The sequence below is a fragment of the Mastigocoleus sp. MO_188.B34 genome (assembly GCF_030065675.1).
In the GTDB taxonomy this organism is placed as follows: domain Bacteria; phylum Cyanobacteriota; class Cyanobacteriia; order Cyanobacteriales; family Nostocaceae; genus Mastigocoleus.
Window position 1 is genome coordinate 12,933 of sequence record NZ_JASJDK010000006.1, and the last position, 19,744, is coordinate 32,676.

General features: G+C 35.4%; 15 protein-coding genes. 9 read left to right on the forward strand and 6 right to left on the reverse strand.

The window, feature by feature from the left end:
- Positions 1–185: 185 nt before the first annotated feature.
- Positions 186–824 (forward strand): histidine phosphatase family protein, encoded by a 639-nt coding sequence (locus QNJ50_RS02375; RefSeq protein ID WP_300631610.1) that lies wholly within the window; start codon positions 186–188, stop codon positions 822–824.
- A gap of 159 nt (positions 825–983) precedes the next feature.
- Here the strand turns inward: QNJ50_RS02375 and QNJ50_RS02380 are convergent, their stop codons facing one another.
- The 3 genes from QNJ50_RS02380 to selD all read right to left on the reverse strand — a co-directional run bounded on the left by QNJ50_RS02380 (position 984) and on the right by selD (position 5,032).
- Entirely contained in the window at positions 984–1,526 is a 543-nt protein-coding gene (locus QNJ50_RS02380) for a hypothetical protein (RefSeq protein WP_300631612.1), read from the reverse strand.
- A gap of 281 nt (positions 1,527–1,807) precedes the next feature.
- Positions 1,808–2,509, reverse strand: coding sequence for a class I SAM-dependent methyltransferase (locus QNJ50_RS02385; protein ID WP_300631614.1), 702 nt, complete (start codon positions 2,507–2,509; stop codon positions 1,808–1,810).
- 69 nt (positions 2,510–2,578) lie between these two features.
- Positions 2,579–5,032: a selenide, water dikinase SelD gene (gene selD, locus QNJ50_RS02390; RefSeq protein ID WP_300631616.1), complete on the reverse strand. Its 2,454-nt coding sequence runs from the start codon at positions 5,030–5,032 to the stop codon at positions 2,579–2,581.
- Positions 5,033–6,316: 1,284 nt separating this feature from the next.
- Here selD and QNJ50_RS02395 point away from each other — a divergent pair.
- The 4 genes from QNJ50_RS02395 (at position 6,317) to QNJ50_RS02410 (ending at position 12,222) form a co-directional block, all read left to right on the forward strand.
- Positions 6,317–7,654, forward strand: coding sequence for a pentapeptide repeat-containing protein (locus tag QNJ50_RS02395; protein WP_300631618.1), 1,338 nt, complete (start codon positions 6,317–6,319; stop codon positions 7,652–7,654).
- Between the two features lie 925 nt (positions 7,655–8,579).
- On the forward strand, positions 8,580–9,056 hold the full coding sequence (locus QNJ50_RS02400) for a glycosyltransferase (RefSeq protein WP_366914202.1): 477 nt from the start codon (positions 8,580–8,582) through the stop codon (positions 9,054–9,056).
- A 2-nt stretch (positions 9,057–9,058) separates the two neighbouring features.
- Positions 9,059–9,841, forward strand: coding sequence for a glycosyltransferase family 4 protein (locus tag QNJ50_RS02405; RefSeq protein ID WP_300631620.1), 783 nt, complete (start codon positions 9,059–9,061; stop codon positions 9,839–9,841).
- Between the two features lie 221 nt (positions 9,842–10,062).
- Complete coding sequence (locus QNJ50_RS02410; RefSeq protein WP_300631622.1) at positions 10,063–12,222, forward strand: MHYT domain-containing protein; 2,160 nt, start codon at positions 10,063–10,065, stop codon at positions 12,220–12,222.
- Positions 12,223–12,404: 182 nt separating this feature from the next.
- Here the strand turns inward: QNJ50_RS02410 and rfbB are convergent, their stop codons facing one another.
- A complete protein-coding gene (rfbB, locus tag QNJ50_RS02415) occupies positions 12,405–13,475 on the reverse strand; it encodes a dTDP-glucose 4,6-dehydratase (protein WP_300631624.1) in 1,071 nt (356 codons plus the stop codon).
- Between the two features lie 144 nt (positions 13,476–13,619).
- Positions 13,620–14,654 carry a PfkB family carbohydrate kinase gene (locus tag QNJ50_RS02420; RefSeq protein WP_300631626.1) on the reverse strand — a complete coding sequence of 345 codons (1,035 nt, stop codon included), beginning with the start codon at positions 14,652–14,654 and terminating at the stop codon, positions 13,620–13,622.
- A gap of 350 nt (positions 14,655–15,004) precedes the next feature.
- Here QNJ50_RS02420 and QNJ50_RS02425 point away from each other — a divergent pair, with 350 nt between their 5' ends.
- Positions 15,005–15,829 carry a MerR family transcriptional regulator gene (locus tag QNJ50_RS02425; RefSeq protein ID WP_300631628.1) on the forward strand — a complete coding sequence of 275 codons (825 nt, stop codon included), beginning with the start codon at positions 15,005–15,007 and terminating at the stop codon, positions 15,827–15,829.
- A gap of 109 nt (positions 15,830–15,938) precedes the next feature.
- Here QNJ50_RS02425 and prmA read toward each other — a convergent pair whose 3' ends face one another.
- Positions 15,939–16,856, reverse strand: a complete 918-nt coding sequence (gene prmA / locus QNJ50_RS02430; RefSeq protein WP_300631630.1) for a 50S ribosomal protein L11 methyltransferase — start codon at positions 16,854–16,856, stop codon at positions 15,939–15,941.
- A gap of 314 nt (positions 16,857–17,170) precedes the next feature.
- Between prmA and QNJ50_RS02435 the strand changes: the two genes are divergently transcribed.
- The 3 genes from QNJ50_RS02435 to tsaA all read left to right on the forward strand — a co-directional run bounded on the left by QNJ50_RS02435 (position 17,171) and on the right by tsaA (position 19,084).
- Positions 17,171–17,509 (forward strand): hypothetical protein, encoded by a 339-nt coding sequence (locus QNJ50_RS02435; RefSeq protein ID WP_300631632.1) that lies wholly within the window; start codon positions 17,171–17,173, stop codon positions 17,507–17,509.
- 67 nt (positions 17,510–17,576) lie between these two features.
- Positions 17,577–18,518: an ABC transporter substrate-binding protein gene (locus QNJ50_RS02440; RefSeq protein ID WP_300631634.1), complete on the forward strand. Its 942-nt coding sequence runs from the start codon at positions 17,577–17,579 to the stop codon at positions 18,516–18,518.
- Positions 18,519–18,523: 5 nt separating this feature from the next.
- Positions 18,524–19,084: a tRNA (N6-threonylcarbamoyladenosine(37)-N6)-methyltransferase TrmO gene (gene tsaA, locus QNJ50_RS02445; protein WP_300631636.1), complete on the forward strand. Its 561-nt coding sequence runs from the start codon at positions 18,524–18,526 to the stop codon at positions 19,082–19,084.
- Positions 19,085–19,744: the final 660 nt, after the last annotated feature.

The window sequence follows — 19,744 nt, forward strand, 5'->3', positions numbered from 1 at the left end:
CTGATTTTGCAAATAAATTGGGGTTAATTAGCTTTTATAGGGCAAGTAAGTGAATTGTATTCAATATTTTTTGATTAGTTTTATTTTTTGGTAGTTTTATTTTTTGATAATTTTATTTTCTGGTAATTCCCCAAGCCAGGAAAATTAAGAAGTTGAGGAAAAATTAAGAAACCAGAGAAACAAAAATGAGCTTAACACTCTACTTTCTCAGACATGGAGAAACATCTTACAGCCGCACAGGTGGCTATTGTGGCGAGCTGGATCCCGAATTAACACCTGAAGGGTTGCAGATGGCGCAAGCATTTGCAACTGCTTACCAAAAGATATCTTGGAATGGGATTTATGTGAGTCCAATGAAACGTACTATTGCTACAGCTAAACCCCTGTGTGATGCTGTGGGTATTGATATGCAACTGCGGGACGGATTGAAAGAGATTCGATATGGAGAGTGGGAAGATAAAACCGCAGACTTCGTCAAACAACATTATGGAGAAGACTATTTTCGCTGGATGACAGAACCTGCATGGAATCCACCCACCGGGGGAGAAACAGCAGTTCAAATTGCTAGTCGTGCTTCATTAGTAATTGCCGAAATTGAGAAAAAGTATACAAGCGGTAATGTTCTAGTTGTTTCCCACAAAGCCACCATTCGGATTATCTTGTGTAGCCTGCTAGGAATTGATTTGGGACGTTACCGTGATCGCATTGATATGCCTGCAGCTTCTATCAGTGTGGTTAAATTTGGTATCCACGGTCCATTATTACAACGATTGGGCGATCGCTCTTATATGGATGAAAGTTTGCGTTCTTTACCAGGCACTTAAGGAATACCAAAATAAATTATTCCCTATGATTAATACCATCAACTTCACTTTTGGCACGTTAAGCTTTGTTGTGCTACAAGCACTCCCTACAAATAGAAATACTGCTTCCTCCCTATTTGATTGTAATTGCTACGTCCTTTCTGTAGTAGTAAAAGTTATTTATCTTACGAACCGACATCTCACCGTAACAGAACCGAGTTTTCTACGCATTGTTTTTTTCAGTCTTGGACCACAGCCTTTGTCTCCCCTAGTAACTCTGTATACGTCATAGCGAGCTGTCCGACCTCTCAGGTTAGGATCGGAACAGACTGAATTTCGGAGTCTTCTCCTGAGGTTGATGATGTTGTAGTTATTTACTCCCAAACCATTAGTAAGAGAATTACATGCTCTCGGTTTCTTAACTGGATTCCTCCAGTGAGCTTTCATACAATTGTGGCAAAAATCTCTTGCTCTTCTTCGACATGCATTGATTCTTGTGTAGCTTGAGCAACTACCTCTACCACTAAAACCCCGTGTGGGAACTTTCCTAGCCCTTCTAACTGGTGCAGATGGTTGTACTCCATTAACACTAGTGACTTTTACTATATAGTAACCTTCACAAGATCTTTTATATTCTCTGGATAAAGCTTTTTCTGAGCCTGCAATCATCATCAATGCAGTACAACATACTGTCATTGCAGCAGCAAATTTCAAATTTTTCATTATGTTCTCCCTTTATTCAAAAATCATTGTTTTGCTAAGAAGAAACCAAACTCCCTAGCATTTCAGGAGAAGTAGATAATGGCACAATTCATGCCTATTATCTCTGAAGATGCACTTATTCTTGATAGATAATGACCGTTTCTATGCAGTTCCACATAGAATTTTTATAGTCTTCTTCCCTTATACTTAGAGTGTATAAAAATAATGTGAGTAATTTGTGAGGATAAAGGGTTTTATTTTTGCCAAACATGATTTACTTGTGCGCCTAATACACTCTACTTTTAACCTTCTACTGAACTATAAATAAAATAGTTATCTGTTGTTTTTACATCTATATTTTGAAAGCCTGCTTGAATTAATTTATCTTTTAAGGAATCTTGTTGATAATAAATTTTGAAAACTTCAAATGTCTGACCGTTATTTAATTTTCGCTTTTGATTTATATCTCGTTCGTTGCGGGAATGATGATTTTTCGCGTGGGATGTTTGACTAAAAAGCGAATCAATAATAAACAATTTCCCTTGGGGTTTTACAGATCGGCGAACTTTCTGCAAAAATTCATTTACCATGATTGGCGGTACGTGAGATAACCAAAAAGCAAAAAATATCAGGTCGTATTGAGCTTGTGGTTGCCAAGAAAATACATCTAATTGCTGGTATTCTATATTTATATTCTTATCGTTCCCATTTAATTTCTGTTGATTAATCTGAATCATTTCTTCAGAAGCATCAATACAGGTAATTTGTTCTCCTATTTCGATCAATTCTTGGGTCCAAATCCCAGTTCCGCAAGCCAATTCTAAAATTGATTGACATTTATCCTGTTCTCGTAGAGCATTTCGAATAATTTCGACTTCCGCAAACCAACGCTGATTAATTTCTACACCATAGTCATAACGACCTATTCTATAAAACCATTCATCATATTCGTTCGCTCTGGCTTTGTAGTAATTAATCTGCTCTTGAATAGCTTTGTCTATCATGAGAACTTGTGTGTTTAGTTACTCAAACTAGTTATTAAAAAGCAAGTATATCAGGTTTTTATGATGCTTTTAACTAATTATTTTTATTGCCTTGTTTCCCTCAGTTTGTGGCGTTACCAAACCAATAATACGGCTATCCTTGTATCCTAGAACCTGAAGTACATCAAGACAGCTATTTGCTTGTTCTTGAGGTACGGAAGCTAACAAACCACCAGAAGTTTGGGGATCGAATAGTAAAGGGTAGTGAGGATGATTTTCTATTGCTTGTAATTCTTGGGTTTTTGAATTCTGGATCTGACCAGCAGCATCTAAATTTTCCGGGTGGAGTGAGCTAATAATTCCTGCAGCGATTGTTTGTTGTGCGCCAGCCAAAATTGGAATAGCATCAATTTGTAATTCTATATTTACTTGGGAAGCTTTGATCATTTCCACTAAATGTCCCAGCAAGCCAAAACCTGTGATATCGGTACAAGCTGTCGCACCATTTTCCAGAAAGCAATTAGCTGCAGCTTGATTAGACAATAACATTGATTCTACTGCCCCATCAATCCAACGACCTTTTGCTTGGTGACGCATATTTGCTGCAAATAGGGTTCCGGTTCCCAGAGCTTTAGTTAAAATTAGTACTTCTCCTGGTTTCATTCCACTTTTACGTAGTAACCGTTCTGGAACCCCTAAACCATTGCAAGATAAGCCAAATCCTAATTCTACGCCTCCTGTGGTATGTCCGCCAATTAAGGGTGCTTGGGCTTGATTTAATACTTTAACTGCACCGGATAAAAGTTGGTACAAGGTTTCTTCAATTTTTGCAGTTGCACCATAGGGAACTGTAGCGATCGCTAGAGCACTTTGGGGTTTTGCACCCATTGCAAAAATATCACTTAAACAATGATTGCTGGCAATTTGTCCAAAAATATAGGGGTCATCAATTAAACTACGAAAATAATCAATACTTTGCACCATCGCCTGTCCGTTTGCTATTTGCATTACTGCAGCATCATCGGGTGCATCCAAACCAATAATAATATCGTTTCGTTTTTCTTGATAGGGCTGTTCTGCTCGAATGCGATGTAAAACTTTTTCTAGAACTCTACCGCCAATTTTAGAACCGCATCCTGCACAATGCATGGTGGGGTTGGAACTGGAATTGGAAGATGGGAAAGGGGTTATTACCGATTTTTGATTTTGCATCTTCATTTCTGGGAGCTTATTAAAACGATCCATAAATTTGCGATCGATATAATCTTTCCATCGCCACAACAATTTGTGTGGTGGTAAAGTAAAAAAGCCACGTGTTGCGATCGCTCTTTGGTCTCCAGTACCGATCAAACTTAAATATTGTTGTTGTGGTTGAAACGGTTTGAGAGATTTACCTAATAAAAAGCGTTGTAAATTTTTAAATAAAGGTTTACCTTGACGAACTGCAAAAACTCCTGCTTTGGGACGGAGATGATTTACCATTGTGGCGATATCTCCCGCAGCAAAGATTTGGGGATGGGTTAAAGATTGTAAATAATCATTGACTAAGATAAAACCTTGCTTGTCGGTTTTTAGTCCTGCAGCTTTTAACCATTGGGGTGCGGAAGCTTGAGTAACCCAAAAAACGTAATCGCATCCTATTGTTAAACCTGATTCACAAATGACATTAAATTTTTCTACTTTTTTTGTTGTTACCCCCTGCTTATTTTCTAAAAAAGCTTTAGATTGTGGATTATGGGGTTTAACTTCACAAACACTTTCACTCAAATGTATTTGAATACCTTTGCGACGCAAGACTTTTTCCACCAAACGACGCACCGATGGATGATGATTAGGCATTAATTCTGCACTACGCTGGAAGAGATGGATATTTTGGGGATTGGGGATTAGAGATTGGGGATTGGGAATTTGTGACTGATTAAAGTAACCGTGCATCGATAATGCTAATTCTACGCCACCTGCACCACCACCAATAATACTGATATTTGTACTTTTTTGATTTTTTCTACTTTGATTTATGTCTGTTTGATTTACTCTACTTTGATTTTTATCTATTCCATCTGTATTTATCCTCAAAGCATCATTAGATCCAACTTCTAATTCTCCACACATTCTCCACCAGTGTTCTAATAATTGTGGAACTGGCTTTGCAGGAATAGCATATTCAGTAGCACCAGGTACAGAAATTGTTGCAGGAGTGCTACCAATATCAATTGATAATACATCGAAACTCACACTCGGACGGTTAGCACATAAAATTTGCTGATTTTCCAAGTCTAAACCAATTACTCGGTCAACATATAGCTGTGCTCCTGCAAATTCAGCTAAAGGACGCAAATCGATGTGACACTCATCGTAACTATAAAAACCTGCAATATGTCCGGGTAACATTCCCGAATATGGGGTATAACTACTTTCTGTAATTAAGGTCAGACGTACTCCTGGTAACTTGTTCATTGCAAACATCCTCATTGCTATGACATGAGAATGTCCACCACCAATTAACACTAAGTCCTTAATTATCGGTTCTAAGTTCTGCTGCATTTAGGGAAAATCACAAATATTTTACTTCTACGCCGTTATTTCCAGACTAACGAAAACAGATTTATGGAAAATGTTCAATCAATAATCCAGTTTCCAAGCACAGGTTACTAATTACAAGTTCTTTAACCACAAGTTTCTTACTTGTAATACCAATTCAATAAATCATTGCAACAGATTATCTCGTAGAGACGCGACAGAGGCTAACGCCGACGCCGCAGGCTCTGTCGCGTCTCTACAAAATTTATTTGTCTCACTATTTTTCCAAATTGGTATAAGTTGCCAATTATAAATGAAACATGATGAGATTTCCCTAAATCCGGAAAGTTTAGTTCATACGTCCAACTTTTATTTTTTTAGGACGGTCGCAGAACAGAATTAACACAGGCGTTAAGTAATACAGGTCACATTAAACCATGTAACTCAAACTCTATTGGTTAAAAGTAATATTTATGACAATATATTGGATGCATATATTTTACAATACATAGATTGACAAAACACTTTAAATCAATTAATTACTTAATTTGATTGTAGTTTTATATTTTAAAATATATTGATCCGAACCAAATTATTCATAGGTATTTTATCTACATAAAACAAAATATATTTTTTAGATAACGGTTATAAACAAGCAAATTTTAATGACTACTAATTTAAGGTATGAAGTCTCAATAATTTGCTGATAATATTTACTACTTTGAATATTTTATATATTTTGAATTATTTATGTATAGCGATCTATTTTTTTCATGCACATATCAAAGAAGGTGGATTTTATTGTTACTAATGGCATAAAGTACAAGAGTTGAAAATCATTTTTCAATGCAAATAGCTTACAAAACATGGAAATAGAAGCTGATAACCATAAAATACGCTGTTTTTTGTAAAGCAGATATGATGCAATTTAGATGGATGTGAATTTAGAATGAGCAAAGTATTAAGTAGCTAAATTATGTTATACAAATTTATCTATGATGAATTGAAGGAGGTAAAATTTTTAATGAATAATCTTATGAGACAATATTTAATAATATTCATATTTTTCGCTGCTACAGGAGCTAATAACAATATCACGATTTGACCGAATAATTAACTCCAGAAATTATTTGCTTACAATTAGGTAGACAGATAATATAGAAACACAATACATGTAGGGTGTGGTTAGTAAGAAATATATTTATTCCGGAAATGAGGTCAGTAACGATTCAATTAACTGAGACAAATGTTATACTCCACACAAAGCACTTACAGTGAAAATTCTATGTCGTGAGGAATACTTTTGATATGTCTGCCCATAAGACAGACGCACTCAAGAAAAAGTTAGTAGCCATATCAGTTATATTTGCTTTATTTTATACTCTACTCTGTCTTGTTGTTGCAGGAAATGAGGAATTATCCCAGCGGGAAAAAATTGAGTATGAGACGCAATGGCTGACTACAACTGGAATTATTTTTCTTGGATTCGGTGCGATCGCTAATGTCTATTATGTAGCAAAACGGTCAGATGCAACCGAGAAAAATGCCACAGCTACTGAAAAAGCTAATGAAATTGAAATCAAAAATGTTTATCTAGCTCGGGAGCAATCCATCGCCGAACGATTAATGACAGCAATTACCCAGTTGGGTCATGAAAAAGTGGCGACGCGCGCTGGTGCAATTTACATTTTAGAAAGAGTTGCTCGAGATTCTCGAAAAGAATATTGGACTGTTATGGAGATTATCTCAGCTTTTATCCGGGAAAATGCTCCTAAAAGCCAAGATAATCGCGAAAATGCTCGCAAGACAGCCAAAATTCCTACTGATATTCAAGCTGCTTTGACAGTCATTGGTAGACGAGATTTTCATAAAGACCGCAAAAACCAAAAGCTGGATTTACGTAACACGGATCTGAGATGGGCTGATTTACAAGGAGCAAATTTACAAAAGTTAGACTTGCGTGGGGCTAACATGCAAGGAGCAAACTTGAAAGATGCAGATCTTTCTGCTTCTAATCTGGAATCAGTTCAGTTATCAGGGGCGATTTTGTGTGATGCGAAATTGCGATTTTGTAATTTACTTGAGGCTAATTTATGTGGTGCAAATCTAAATCGGGCTATATTTTGTCAGGCTAATTTGCGTTCAGCGAATCTTTCTGGGGCTAGTTTACTGGAGGCTAATTTCACAGATGCTAATTTGTACAAGGCGAATTTGCAGCTAGCAAACCTTAAAGTTGCTAATTTTAATGGTGCAAAGCTATTTTTGGCTAACTTACAAGGAGCAAAGATTGACAAAGCAAAGCTGCAGAAAACTGGTTTAATTGGTGCAAATTTACAGCAAGCTAGTTTGAATGGAGCAAATCTTAATGGTGCAAATCTCAATGCTGCTAAACTTCAATATACAGAAGTATTTTTTGCAAATTTAACTGAGGCTAGTTTAAGAGAAGCAGATTTACATGGAGCGAACTTAATGGGAGCAAATCTGAATAATGCGATTCTATGTGAAGCTAATCTGAGTGCAGCTAATTTGATCGGTGCAAATTTAAATTGCACGAATCTTGATCGAGTCAGACTTGACGGAACAATTTTGGAAGGGGCAAAAAATTTAACATCACAACAAGTCAAAGTTGCTAATGGTGAGGTTTAAATCCCAATAAACCATGGCGCATCTACCATATTTCAGTTATCAGTTGTCAGTTGTCAGTTATCAGCTATCATTTATCAGTTACTAGTTTATGGCTAATGCTACACCCTTACGGGCTACAGTTAGCAGTTACCAGTTATCAGTCGTATCTATTGATTATTATTGACAGAATTTTTGAAATTTATTGTAAATAAAGATTGTAAATAAATTTTATGAGTAAATAGGGTTTACGCAAGTATCATCATTAGACCTGTCCGGAAATTGAATATGCATAACCCAAAATCTTTGTAGAGACGCGCCACAGCCTCTGGTACGTGTACGTCTCTACATTCTTTTCTGGAGATGTCTATTAAGAACACAATTACGCTACACAAGGTGCTATAAGTACTTCAAATAACTTCCCTAGTTTTTCCCTATTTATTTTTAGATTGAAAATCAAGTCAAGCAAATAAAGCTGAAATATTTCGTATCACCTTTGTGGTGTGCGAAATCAAAAAATTTTAGTAATTGCACTCAGAAGATTTTGAGTAACTTGAGTTACATAGTTCCTAGTGTAAATTAACTAGAATAAAGTACTCGATATTTTATATCAAATCCGTTAGCATCGGAATTATATATTTTATATGAACAAAGATTCAGAGTTTTTTCAATCACCTTTTAAATCATTCCAAAGTAAACGGAAAGAATATTAATTCTTACTAAGAGGATGTTCCAAAGTCATATTATTTACTTAATATATCTTGGATCCCCCTAAATCCCCCTTGATAAGGGGGACTTTTGCCCCCTTTTTAAGGGGGTTGGGGGATCTCAACAATGATATTGGGTAATAAGTGATACTTCCCAAACATCCCCTAAATTGCAACTTGTCTTAAAACTTCTTCTCCTATCAAATACTTGCAATAAGTTAAACTAAACCGATGTAATTAATATTCACTGGGTGGGTGGTTATCTGCAAATTGAAACTATTGCCAAATTTAAGCAGCCTCTAGTGTGGACATTCCACGATATGTGGGGATTTACGGGAGGCTGTCACTACACTTTTGAGTGCGATCGCTATAAAAATAATTGTGGTAGTTGTCTCCAATTAAACTCATCACAAGACAAAGATATTTCCCGTTGGATATGGAAACGTAAAATCAGATCGTGGCAAAAACTCAATTTGACGATTGTTAGTCCTAGTAAATGGTTAGCCCAATGCGCCCGTCAAAGTTCTTTGTTTCAAAATTATCGAATCGAGGTAATTCCTAACGGTATTGACTTAAAACGTTATAAACCTATAGATAGAAGTTTGGCTAGAGAATGGCTCAATTTACCTCAAGACAAGCAATTAATTCTATTTGGAGCAGCATTTACCAATCAGAAGCGTAAAGGTATTCACCTATTGTATTCTGCCTTGGAAAAGTAAAAATGCAAGAATTACTACTTACATATGAGTATGAAATTATTCATTTTGAATATTCTCATGCAGCAGTTTATCTAGAATTACAACATCATAAAACAAAAACTATTATTAGTATTCATGACATTATATCTCATTCTTTTTTAAGAAAATCTGTAACTAATCCCTTATTAGGAATAGAAGTAGCTAGAATATTCCGCTATGAGAGTAAATTATATTCTGCTGCCAGTAAATTATGGCTACTATCTGAGAAATACCGCAATATTCTTACTTCTTTATTTACAATTCCAGGCGATAAAATAATTGTTAAGCCTCCCAGAGTAAGTCATTTTATTAATAATTTCCATCGGACTCCAGAAAAAATCGAATCAAAGACTTTACTTTTTTGGGCAGCCATGAATCGCCCAGAAAATGAAAGAGGAATTATTATTTTTATCGATAAATGTTTTCAGAAAATTTTAGTGAAACATCCTGATTTTAAATTATATATTGTTGGTTATAAGCCTTCAGAAAAAAATTTTAAACTTGCTGCCAATAAAAATATTATAGTTACTGGTTTTGTGGAAGACCCAACACAATTCTTTGAGAAAGCAGAAATCGGTATTGTTCCATTATTGGAAGGATCTGGAATTAAATTAAAAACTTTAGAAATGCTTCATGTTAATATGCCTGTCATTAGCACTAGTATAGGTGCAGAAGGGATAGATATTACTAATCAATATTTGCTAATAAATGATAATTTTGATGAATGGGTAGATTTAATTAGAAATATTACACTGAGTAAATGTTAATTGAATCAGTAATTACTTTTATTGCCGAATTAAAAAGTATTTTAACCATTTAAGGCATAGTAAGAAAAAATACATTAACCATGTTCCAATATTCTTTTGCTAAGAGTATTTATTAAAGTCAGAGTAATATTGATTTGAAAAGTGGCATTATAAAGAATTAGGATAAAAAAATAAGATGAGATTTTATAACTAAAAAATTTTAAACTTTAAACTTTAAAGAAATGAATTACCATTTAATTGACAGTTATAACCTCTATTTAGTAACAATTTCAGTTGTCATCGCTATTTTGGCATCTTATACCGTCCTGAAATTAGCCGGAAGGATAGCGGTCGCAAAGGGATGGTTGCGACGCTGTTGGCTAGTTGGTGGAGCTTTAGGAATGGGTTCAGGGATTTGGTCGATGCATTTTATAGGGATGCTTGCATTTAAGGCTCCGGTATCGATCGATTATGATTTTGTGTTGGTTTTGCTTTCCATGTTACCGGCAATTGTCGCATCTGGATTGGTGCTATTTATTGTTAGCAACCCTACGATCGGCTCTTTGGAGCTAATTGGCGGTAGCCTATGTATGGGAGGAGGAATTACCACAACTCATTACTTGGGGATGGCTGCGATGCAAACCCCAGCAATAATGCATTATGATTTGATCTTAGTGTTAATTTCAGTATTTGTTGCGATCGCGGTTTCTTCAATTGCACTTTTTCTCACTTTTCAACTCCGTTCTGAATCAATATCTAAACGCCGATTAAAGCAGGTTGTTGCAGCTATTGTTATGGGCTTTGCAATTGCCAGCATGCATTATACCGGAATGTTAGCCCTAAGTTTTCAACCGTCAAATGATGTTGCATTAAGTACATTTTTATTCACTACAAAAGATGCAAACTTGTTAGCAACTGGGATCACAATAGGAACCTTAATCATATTGGGTTTAGCCTTAATCACTACTTTATTCGACCGACAACTTTCTGCAAAAGAAGAAAGTCATCAACAGTTAAAAACCATTCTTGAGGGAATTAAAGTTGGTGTTTTAGTCATTGGTTCTGACTCAGAAATTTATATGACCAACCAAGCAGTTTGCGATTTGTTGGGAAAGACTGAAATAGAGTTACGGAATCTGTGGGAGACCTTTTGTCAAAATTATCAAATCCAAGAACTTGAAACTTTCAACCTCTCAGAAATTCAAACTTTACCAAAATATGATTGGGCTCTACATGAAATTTTTTGTGCAATTGTTTCATCCCGAACTGTTGACAATGCAGTAATGAGCCTGAATAAGACAAAAATTGAGAAACAGAACTGGTTGTTAGTCAACATAGTTCCTCAATTAAATAGTGATAGTAAAGTAGAGAAAGTTGTCTGTACCTTTAGCGATATCACCAATCTTAAGCATAAAGAAGAAGCTCTACAAGCAAGTGAAGCTAAAAACCGTATGTTAGCTGAAGTTGCGACAGATCAAGCCCAAGAATTAGAAAAAACTTTAAACAAACTCAAATTAACCCAAACTCAACTTATTCAGCAGGAAAAAATGTCTAGTTTGGGACAAATGGTCGCAGGAATTGCCCATGAGGTTAATAATCCCATTAGTGTTATTTATGGGAATTTAACCCATGCGAAAAAATATACAAAAGACTTAGTTGAATTACTCCATATTTATCAAAATGAATATCCTCAAGGAAGCCCAAAAATTCAAGCAAAACTTGAAGAGGTTGAGTTTGACTATATTATTGACGATTTAAATAAGTTATTCACATCAATGAAATTTGGTAGTGACAGGATGCGGAAAATAGTCTTATCTCTGCGAAATTTTTCTCGCCTAGATGAGGCAACAATGAAAAAAGTTGATATTCATGAAGGTTTGGATAACACTTTACTTTTGCTAGCACACAGAATAAAAGCAGAATCTAATTTACCACAAATAATCATTTATAAACACTATGGTGAATTACCTAGCATTAACTGTTATGCAGGACAGTTAAATCAAGTATTCAAAAATATCCTAGATAATGCGATTGATGCTCTTAGAGATACTTTCGAATTTTATGATTGGACTAGTGAAAAAAAGTATTTTAATCAAGATAAAAATAAATTCTTGAATGGATATAAAGAAAAATTATTAAAATTACCTTCTATTTATATTTATACAGAATTGATTGATAAATCTAGAATTAGGATTGATATTGCTAATAATGGTCCTAGTATTCCTGAATCTATTAGAACGAGAATTTTCGATCCATTTTTCACTACGAAACCAGTTGGTCGTGGTACGGGTTTAGGCTTATCAATTAGTTATCAAATTATTCACAAACACTCTGGAATATTAGAATGTATTTCTCAGGCTGGATGGGGAACAAAGTTTCGGATAGAACTTCCCATTATATAGCCCGATGTGCGATTCAAAATTCATTAGCGGATCCGCTAAAAAAAGTCAAAATTGTATTACTCATAATTTCCAAGATTTATAAATCTCCTAAATGAATAATGAATTAGAGTTACACATACTAAAATATAATAATTTTATAGTTATTGATTTACCACCAATTACCAATTACCAATCATAAACAACTAATTATCAGTTTTATAATTCCTCTGATAATAAGACTGATATTCTTGGGAAAGTAGAGGTTCCCACCATTCACGATTATTAAGGTACCACTGCACGGTTAAACGTAAACCCTGTGTTATCGTCATTGTAGGAGTCCAACCCAACTGCTTTCTAATTTTGCTAGTTTTAACTGCATATCTGCGATCGTGTCCGGGTCTATCCTTAACAAAAGTAATTAATTGTCCTGCTGGTTTGACTGGTAATTCAGGTATAAACTCATCCATTAACTGGCATATCATTCGTACCAGATTAATATTTTCGACTTCATTGTTTCCACCAATATTATAAGTTTCTCCCGGTTCGCCGTAGTTAATGACAATATCTAAAGCTCGACAGTGATCGCCCACGTAAAGCCAATCACGTACATTTTTACCATCACCGTAAACTGGTAAAGATTTACCCATTAATATATTGATACAAGTTAAAGGGATTAACTTTTCCGGAAATTGATAAGGACCATAGTTATTAGAGCAATTAGTAATAATTGTTGGTAATTGATAAGTATGATTATAAGCGCGAACTAAGTGGTCACTACCAGCTTTTGACGCTGCATAGGGACTATTGGGAGCATAAGGTGTAGTTTCTTCAAATCGTGGCGCGTCTGAAGTAAGACTACCGTAAACTTCATCTGTGGAAATATGTAAGAACCGATAATTTACAGGTTTACCTTGAGTTTCCCAGTAATAACGAAATTCTTCTAAAAGTGTAAAAGTACCTAAAACATTAGTTTCGACAAAAGTTCTCGGTCCAAGAATTGACCTATCCACATGGGACTCAGCTGCAAAATGAGCAATCACATCGATGTTATGTGTTTCTAAAACTCTTTTGACTAACGCAGCATCCTTAATATCACCCCGTACAAATCGAAAATTTTCTTCACCCTCTAAATAGGCTAAGTTTTCGCAGTTTCCAGCATAAGTAAGTGCATCTAAAACCACCATGTAGTCATGGGGATAATTATCGCGCCAGTGACGTACAAAATTAGAACCAATAAACCCCGCACCCCCTGTTACCAATAAGCGCCGAGTCATAAAAATCTTCCTCCCGATTGACTAAGGATCGACAGTTTATCTAATGCGTTATTTTTTACAGGATATAGCGATTAATGGAAAACTTAACTTATGAATTGATACAGATTGATGCAATTAGCAATTCATAATCTAAAATGTTTGCCTTTAATAATTCTTCTCCTGCAAAATTTTTTCTAGTGCTACTTTCATCTCTGTATTGCTTACATGTTTTGTTCCTAACTGCTGCATCATAACACCAGTTGATAAATTTGCTAGTATTGCAGCTTCCCAACTAGATGCACCAGTTGCTAAACCTAAAGAAAATAGAGTTGTCAAAGTATCTTGAATACCTGTAACATCTAATACTCTGTCGTGGTAAAATCTGGGTATGTAATGTTTATTGCCATTACGTTCTAACAAAACTATTCCATTTGCAGTACCCGTAATTAAAATATGTTGTCCTTGGGTTAATGCAAACAAATCTTTGCCAGCTTCAGTTAATTTCTTTTCATTGTTGATAGTATATCCTACTGATTTCTCTGCTTCACTTAAATTCAAAACAAATGCCCTTGCACCGCGATATCTTTCCAAATGCTTTTGGGTACTAACAATTGTTTGAGGAGCAGAAACTGCTGCGGAAATTACCGGTTTAGTCATAGTTCCATCCCCGCGATCGCAACAGACAATTACGTCAACTGATGCTATTTGTTGCTTGATATATTCTGCTAGTTCTAATTGCGCGTCTGGTTGGGGAAATTCATCTGATTTGCGATCGATTGTAACAATTTGCTGCTTAAAAGATGGTTGAGAATAACCTAAAACCCTTGTTCTGGTAACGGTAACTCTGCTTGGATCGCAAAAAATACCATCAACATTAATATTTTCAACTTTCAATAAATTACGTAACGCTTTTCCTTCATCATCCTTTCCTACCAAACCTGCGGCTTTAACTTGCACGCCCAAATGAGCCAGTTTATATGCTATGTAACCAGCATTTCCTGGGGCTTTGGATGTTTCTTTGTGGCGGAGGATTAATATTGGGGCTTCAGAGGAAATATCTTCTACTTTACCAATAAGATATTCATCCAGGGTTAAATCTCCCATGATGAGAATTCTTCCTTGGGTGAAGTTATTTAATAAATTTAATAAACGCTCTTTGGAAACATGTAACTTGTGAATAAAATCAGAGTCAAAAGGCATGATTGGGCAAATAACTTGGAATTCATAAATTAAATATCAGCATCAGATTCTACACTTACATATAAAAAGTAAGAGTGATCTAGAAAACATGAGTTTTTAAAACCTTCTTTTCCCCTACCCGATATTTTGTTTGTCAGACTGCTGTTAAAGAAAATTTTAAAAAGTTGATGAAATAGAAATTTAGGAATGTGGATTAAATAAAGTACAAAAGTAGGGTGTTGTTAGCATCATGTAACGCACCATTCCAAATTTCAGAATAACAGGTTATTAAATTCTCATTCCTCAGTAGGGGTTGACTTTGTCCTTAGGGTAAAGTGTTCGATTAAATAGAAGCGATTTGAGGTTTTCCCATGCTCAGAATTAGTGACTTTGCTCAGCTTAGTCGTGTTTCGCCAAAAGCGTTACGTCTCTATGACCGCATGGGTTTACTTAAGCCGATAAAAGTAGACAGTTTTACCGGTTATCGCTATTACTCAGCAGTTCAACTACCACGTCTTAACCGAATCCTGGTCTTTAAGGAACTGGGATTTTCTCTAGAACAAATAGCTAAATTACTGGATGAAAATATTCCTGCTGAAGAAATTAGAGGAATGTTGCGTATTAAACATCTTGAAATTCAGCAGCGATTGTTAGAAGACCAAGTTCGGTTAGCGCGGGTAGAGATGCGGTTAACAGAAATCGAACAGGAGAAAAAAATGCCAAACTATGAAGTTATTCTCAAGCCTGTGGAATCTCAACTTGTTGCTGTAACGGTTGGAGTTATTCCCAATTATCAAGACTGTGGACCAATATTCGACCGCTTATTTGATGAAGCGTACTCTCATGTATCTCGTCATAATCTGAAACAGTTTGGAAATGGTATTTCTATTTATCACGATACTAAGTTGCGAGACCATGATATTCCCGTTGAAGCTGCGGTACCAATATACGAAAAAATTCCTAATAATGAAAAAGTTTTAGTTTATGAATTACCGGGGGTTGAAGATATGGCTTGTACGGTACATCAAGGGTCATTCGCTAGTTTGGGACAAGCATATAACATTTTACTAGAATGGGTAGAAAAAAATGGATATCGAGTCATTGGTTCTACCCGAGAAATTTATTTGCAGTATGAACAAGGTGGGGACGAATCGCAATATGTAACAGAGGTTCAGATTCCTGTGGAGAAAATCTAGATATTTACATAAAAATTTGGAGACGTAAGTTATTATACATCTTTAGCCGACCGATATTACGTCTCTGCATCAAAAACTATTGAAAATTGATACCACTACTAAATAGGATTTAAGAACGCCGCACATTTAAACAACACCATTCCTGACGTTTCCAAAGTGTTGCAACCTTCCAACCATATTTTTCTAGGACGTCAGTAACAGCGTTAGATTGCTCCAGTAAAATACCGCTAAAAATAGCCCAGGTTGTAGGTTTGACGATTTTACTCATTCCTGGGATTAGTTCCATAATGACATCTGCCAAAATATTACAAACAATTCCATCTACCTCTTGAACTAAACTACTTACAGTTTCTACACTTCCCTGCTCTACAACTAATTTCTCTGCTGCAATTTGATTTAACTCTCGGTTTTCATTCGTTGCTTTAATTGTTAGGGGGTCAGTATCAACAGCATAAATTTTCTTTGCACCCAGCAATAATGCTCCAATTGAAAGTATTCCCGAACCACAACCAATATCAGCAATCACCACATCATTATTTGCTGTTTGTTCTCCAATAAAAGATGTTTGACCTCCACCCAATCTCATTTCTAAAGACTCCAAACACAATTGGGTAGTAGCATGGGCTCCAGTACCAAAAGCAACCCCTGGATCTAATCTAATAATTAAGCGATCGCTATTTTGTGGAATGGGTAACCATGCAGGATTGATTAAAAAGCGATCGCCAATTTCTTGGGGTTTCCAATATTGTTTCCAGCTGCTTGACCAATCTTCCTCATCAATTAAATGCCATTGTACTTGGGGTGGAGATAGTTCCATGCATAAAGCATCTTGACGTAATTGTAGCGATAATGCGGACAAGTCTAATAATTCGGCTTGAATTTGGGGTAAGTAAGCTTTTACCCAACATTGATTATCTTTTATCTCGCTTGCTGTACCGCGACAGCCAAAATTTCCCAGTCGCCAAAAAATAGTTTCTTCTAAATCTGGCTCGCATAATATTTGTAGTTCCCACCAGCTATTTGCCATAGTTATACCAAATCACTCATCTATTTTAAGGCTTGTCCCACGCACTCTTGAGGAAATAAAAATAAGGAATTGCGATTCCTAACTTCAAGAAAATACTGCAAAATCAGCAAAATCAATTTTTTGCGAAACAATACCGAAAAAATTATTTTCTTACTTGTAGTTGTTGTTATTCTACCCAAGTATTTGCTATGTAATTTTGATTTGCGCTAGTTAAATAAAACTTTAACTGCGATCAAATCAATAATCATAGAAAACTCTTATTACAGCAAAATTTTATTAGTAAACAGATAAATTAGGGCTTCTATAAAAATAAAATGCTGACATCTACTAAAAAAGTTATAGACTTGTCTCAAGTATTACAGGTGAAATACTTTGAGGAAGAGCGAATTAATGATGTTCTTCTCATACTGGAGAATGTAGTAAATCGTGAAGAATCAAACATTAAGCTAATTTTAGATTGTCTTTACGATGTGGGAATGGCTAACCTAATCGACCGAAAATTTAATCATGGAACTCTTAAAGGAAGTTTAAAAATACTTGCCAAAATATCTAAGCCAGCTTGCAAAGAGATTGCTTGGCGTTGGTTGAGAAAAAAAATTCCCCCGTTAATAACTAATTTGTTACACGAAGAAGTTTGTTTCAAAGACAATTAATATCCATCAATCTGGAAAACTTGATTGGTAGATAATTGATATCATACAAATAAACTTAGGTTAAAATATGTTAGCTTCTATTCGTATTTTTCTATCCACTCTATTAATTGTATTATTTGTAACTGGCTGTGCAACGACCACTGACAAGCCAAATTCAACAACTACCAGCGAACCTGAGGTTGCTCTTACCAAATCATCACAAACAACAAATTCTCCCGTTCAAAGAGTCGTATCACTTTCTCCTTTAGTTGCTGACATTATTTATCAACTAGATAGTACAAAACTAGTAGGTATTCCTGGTTCTAGTCTCCTGAAAAAAAATTCTGCACTTGATAATGTTACCCGCGTGAGTCAAGGTACAACTCCACCAGATCTAGAAAAGATTGTTTCTCTCAAACCCGATTTGGTAATTGGTGCGGAAGGTTTTTCTAACCAAACAACTACAAAACTGGAAAAATTGGGTATAGCAACTTTACTGACAAAAGTTAATACTTGGGAATCCTTAGAAGAATTAACGAAAAATCTTGCTCAAACTATAGGTGCAGACCCCAAACCGTTACTCAAGCGCTATCAAAATTTCTTACCAGAAAACAATCAAGGTAATAAACTTCAAGAGGAAAAGGTATCTGGTCTGGTACTGGTAAGCACCCAACCAATTTTAAGCCCAAATAAAAATAGTTGGGCAGGGGATTTACTGACAAAATTTCAAGTGAAGAATGTAGCTGCAGATTTACAAAGTAAAAGTCCAATCGCTGGTTACGTAACCCTCTCAGCGGAAAAAATCCTGCAACAGAACCCAGATACATTATTTATTATTAATTCGCCATCAGGACAAAATGAAACAGAACTGCTAAAATCTTTTGAAAAACAATCTTTCTGGAATAAATTACAAGCAACCCAGAATAACCGCGTTTACATTTTTGATTATCATGGTTTAATCAATCCTGGAAGTATTGATTCAATTGAAGCGGCTTGTGAAAAATTAAAGCAAGCAGTCAATTCAAAATAGTATTTATGCCCAAACTACCGCCAAAAAACTACGTTCAATCTATTTCCTTCCCTGACGATATTACTTTGCGCCCCATTGGTATAGTACATTCTCCCTACAAAGAAAGACACGGTACACCACGACAATCAGAGCTTAGATCTGCACCATCTAATTATCAGCCAGCGATCGCACAAATTGAAATGTTTCCCGATGTTATACCTTCGATCGCATTGAAAGATATGGATGGTTTTGAACGTATTTGGGTAATTTCATGGCTACACCTTAATAAACACTGGAACCCAACTGTTTTACCTCCGCGCGGTCCACGAATTCGCCGAGGAACTTTGGCGACTCGAGCTCCACATCGTCCCAATCCCATTGGGATTAGCGCACCTAAACTTATCAAGGTAGAAGGTTTAGTCTTACATGTGGAAGGAATCGATCTACTGGATCAAACGCCCGTATTAGATATTAAGCCCTACGTAACGTATTGCGATTCCTTTGCTGATGCTAAATGTGGTTATGTAAATGACATGGAAGATGCTCTAGAACATGAAGTTGATGTATTTGGAAAAACAGAACGTTGACGAAAAATAAATGATAAAAACACTCCTTGACAAGGGATGATTTAAATCAAAGCAAAATGCAATACAGCAACATATTGCAAATCAAGGATAAATTAATAAACAGGGAATAGTGCTTGGAAAAGTAAGAGCCGAATCTTTAATTTTAAAATTATTGATTTTATTTTCGATAGGTTTTCTTCTACTAAAAAATAGAAATTAGGCTTATTCCCTATCTTTATCCAAAGATGGAATATTCCTTGTTTCATCGGAAGGATATAGCGGTTTTCATTTGAATCAAATACATTTTCTAATTCCCAAATGTAGAGACGTAAAATTTTACGTCTCTACGAGGTGTACTACACTCAACCGAAAACCGCTATATCGATTTATGTAAATCTAGTTTATGGATATACATAAATATATTCCATAATATTTTCCATGAAAATTATGATACGGATCGATTACTTTTCCTATTCAATGATCTTATTCTAAAATTCAATATATTTTCAATATCTTGTAAGTTGCAATTATTACCTTTATTCAAGCAAGGGTATTGCGATCGTTAAAAGATAAAGGTCTACTACTAACTATATGAGTCATTTATTTTAAGTATTTGTGCAAAATTAATTTAATATTTTTCTCTTAAGAACTATATCTAAATAATTTTGCTTAACCAATTAC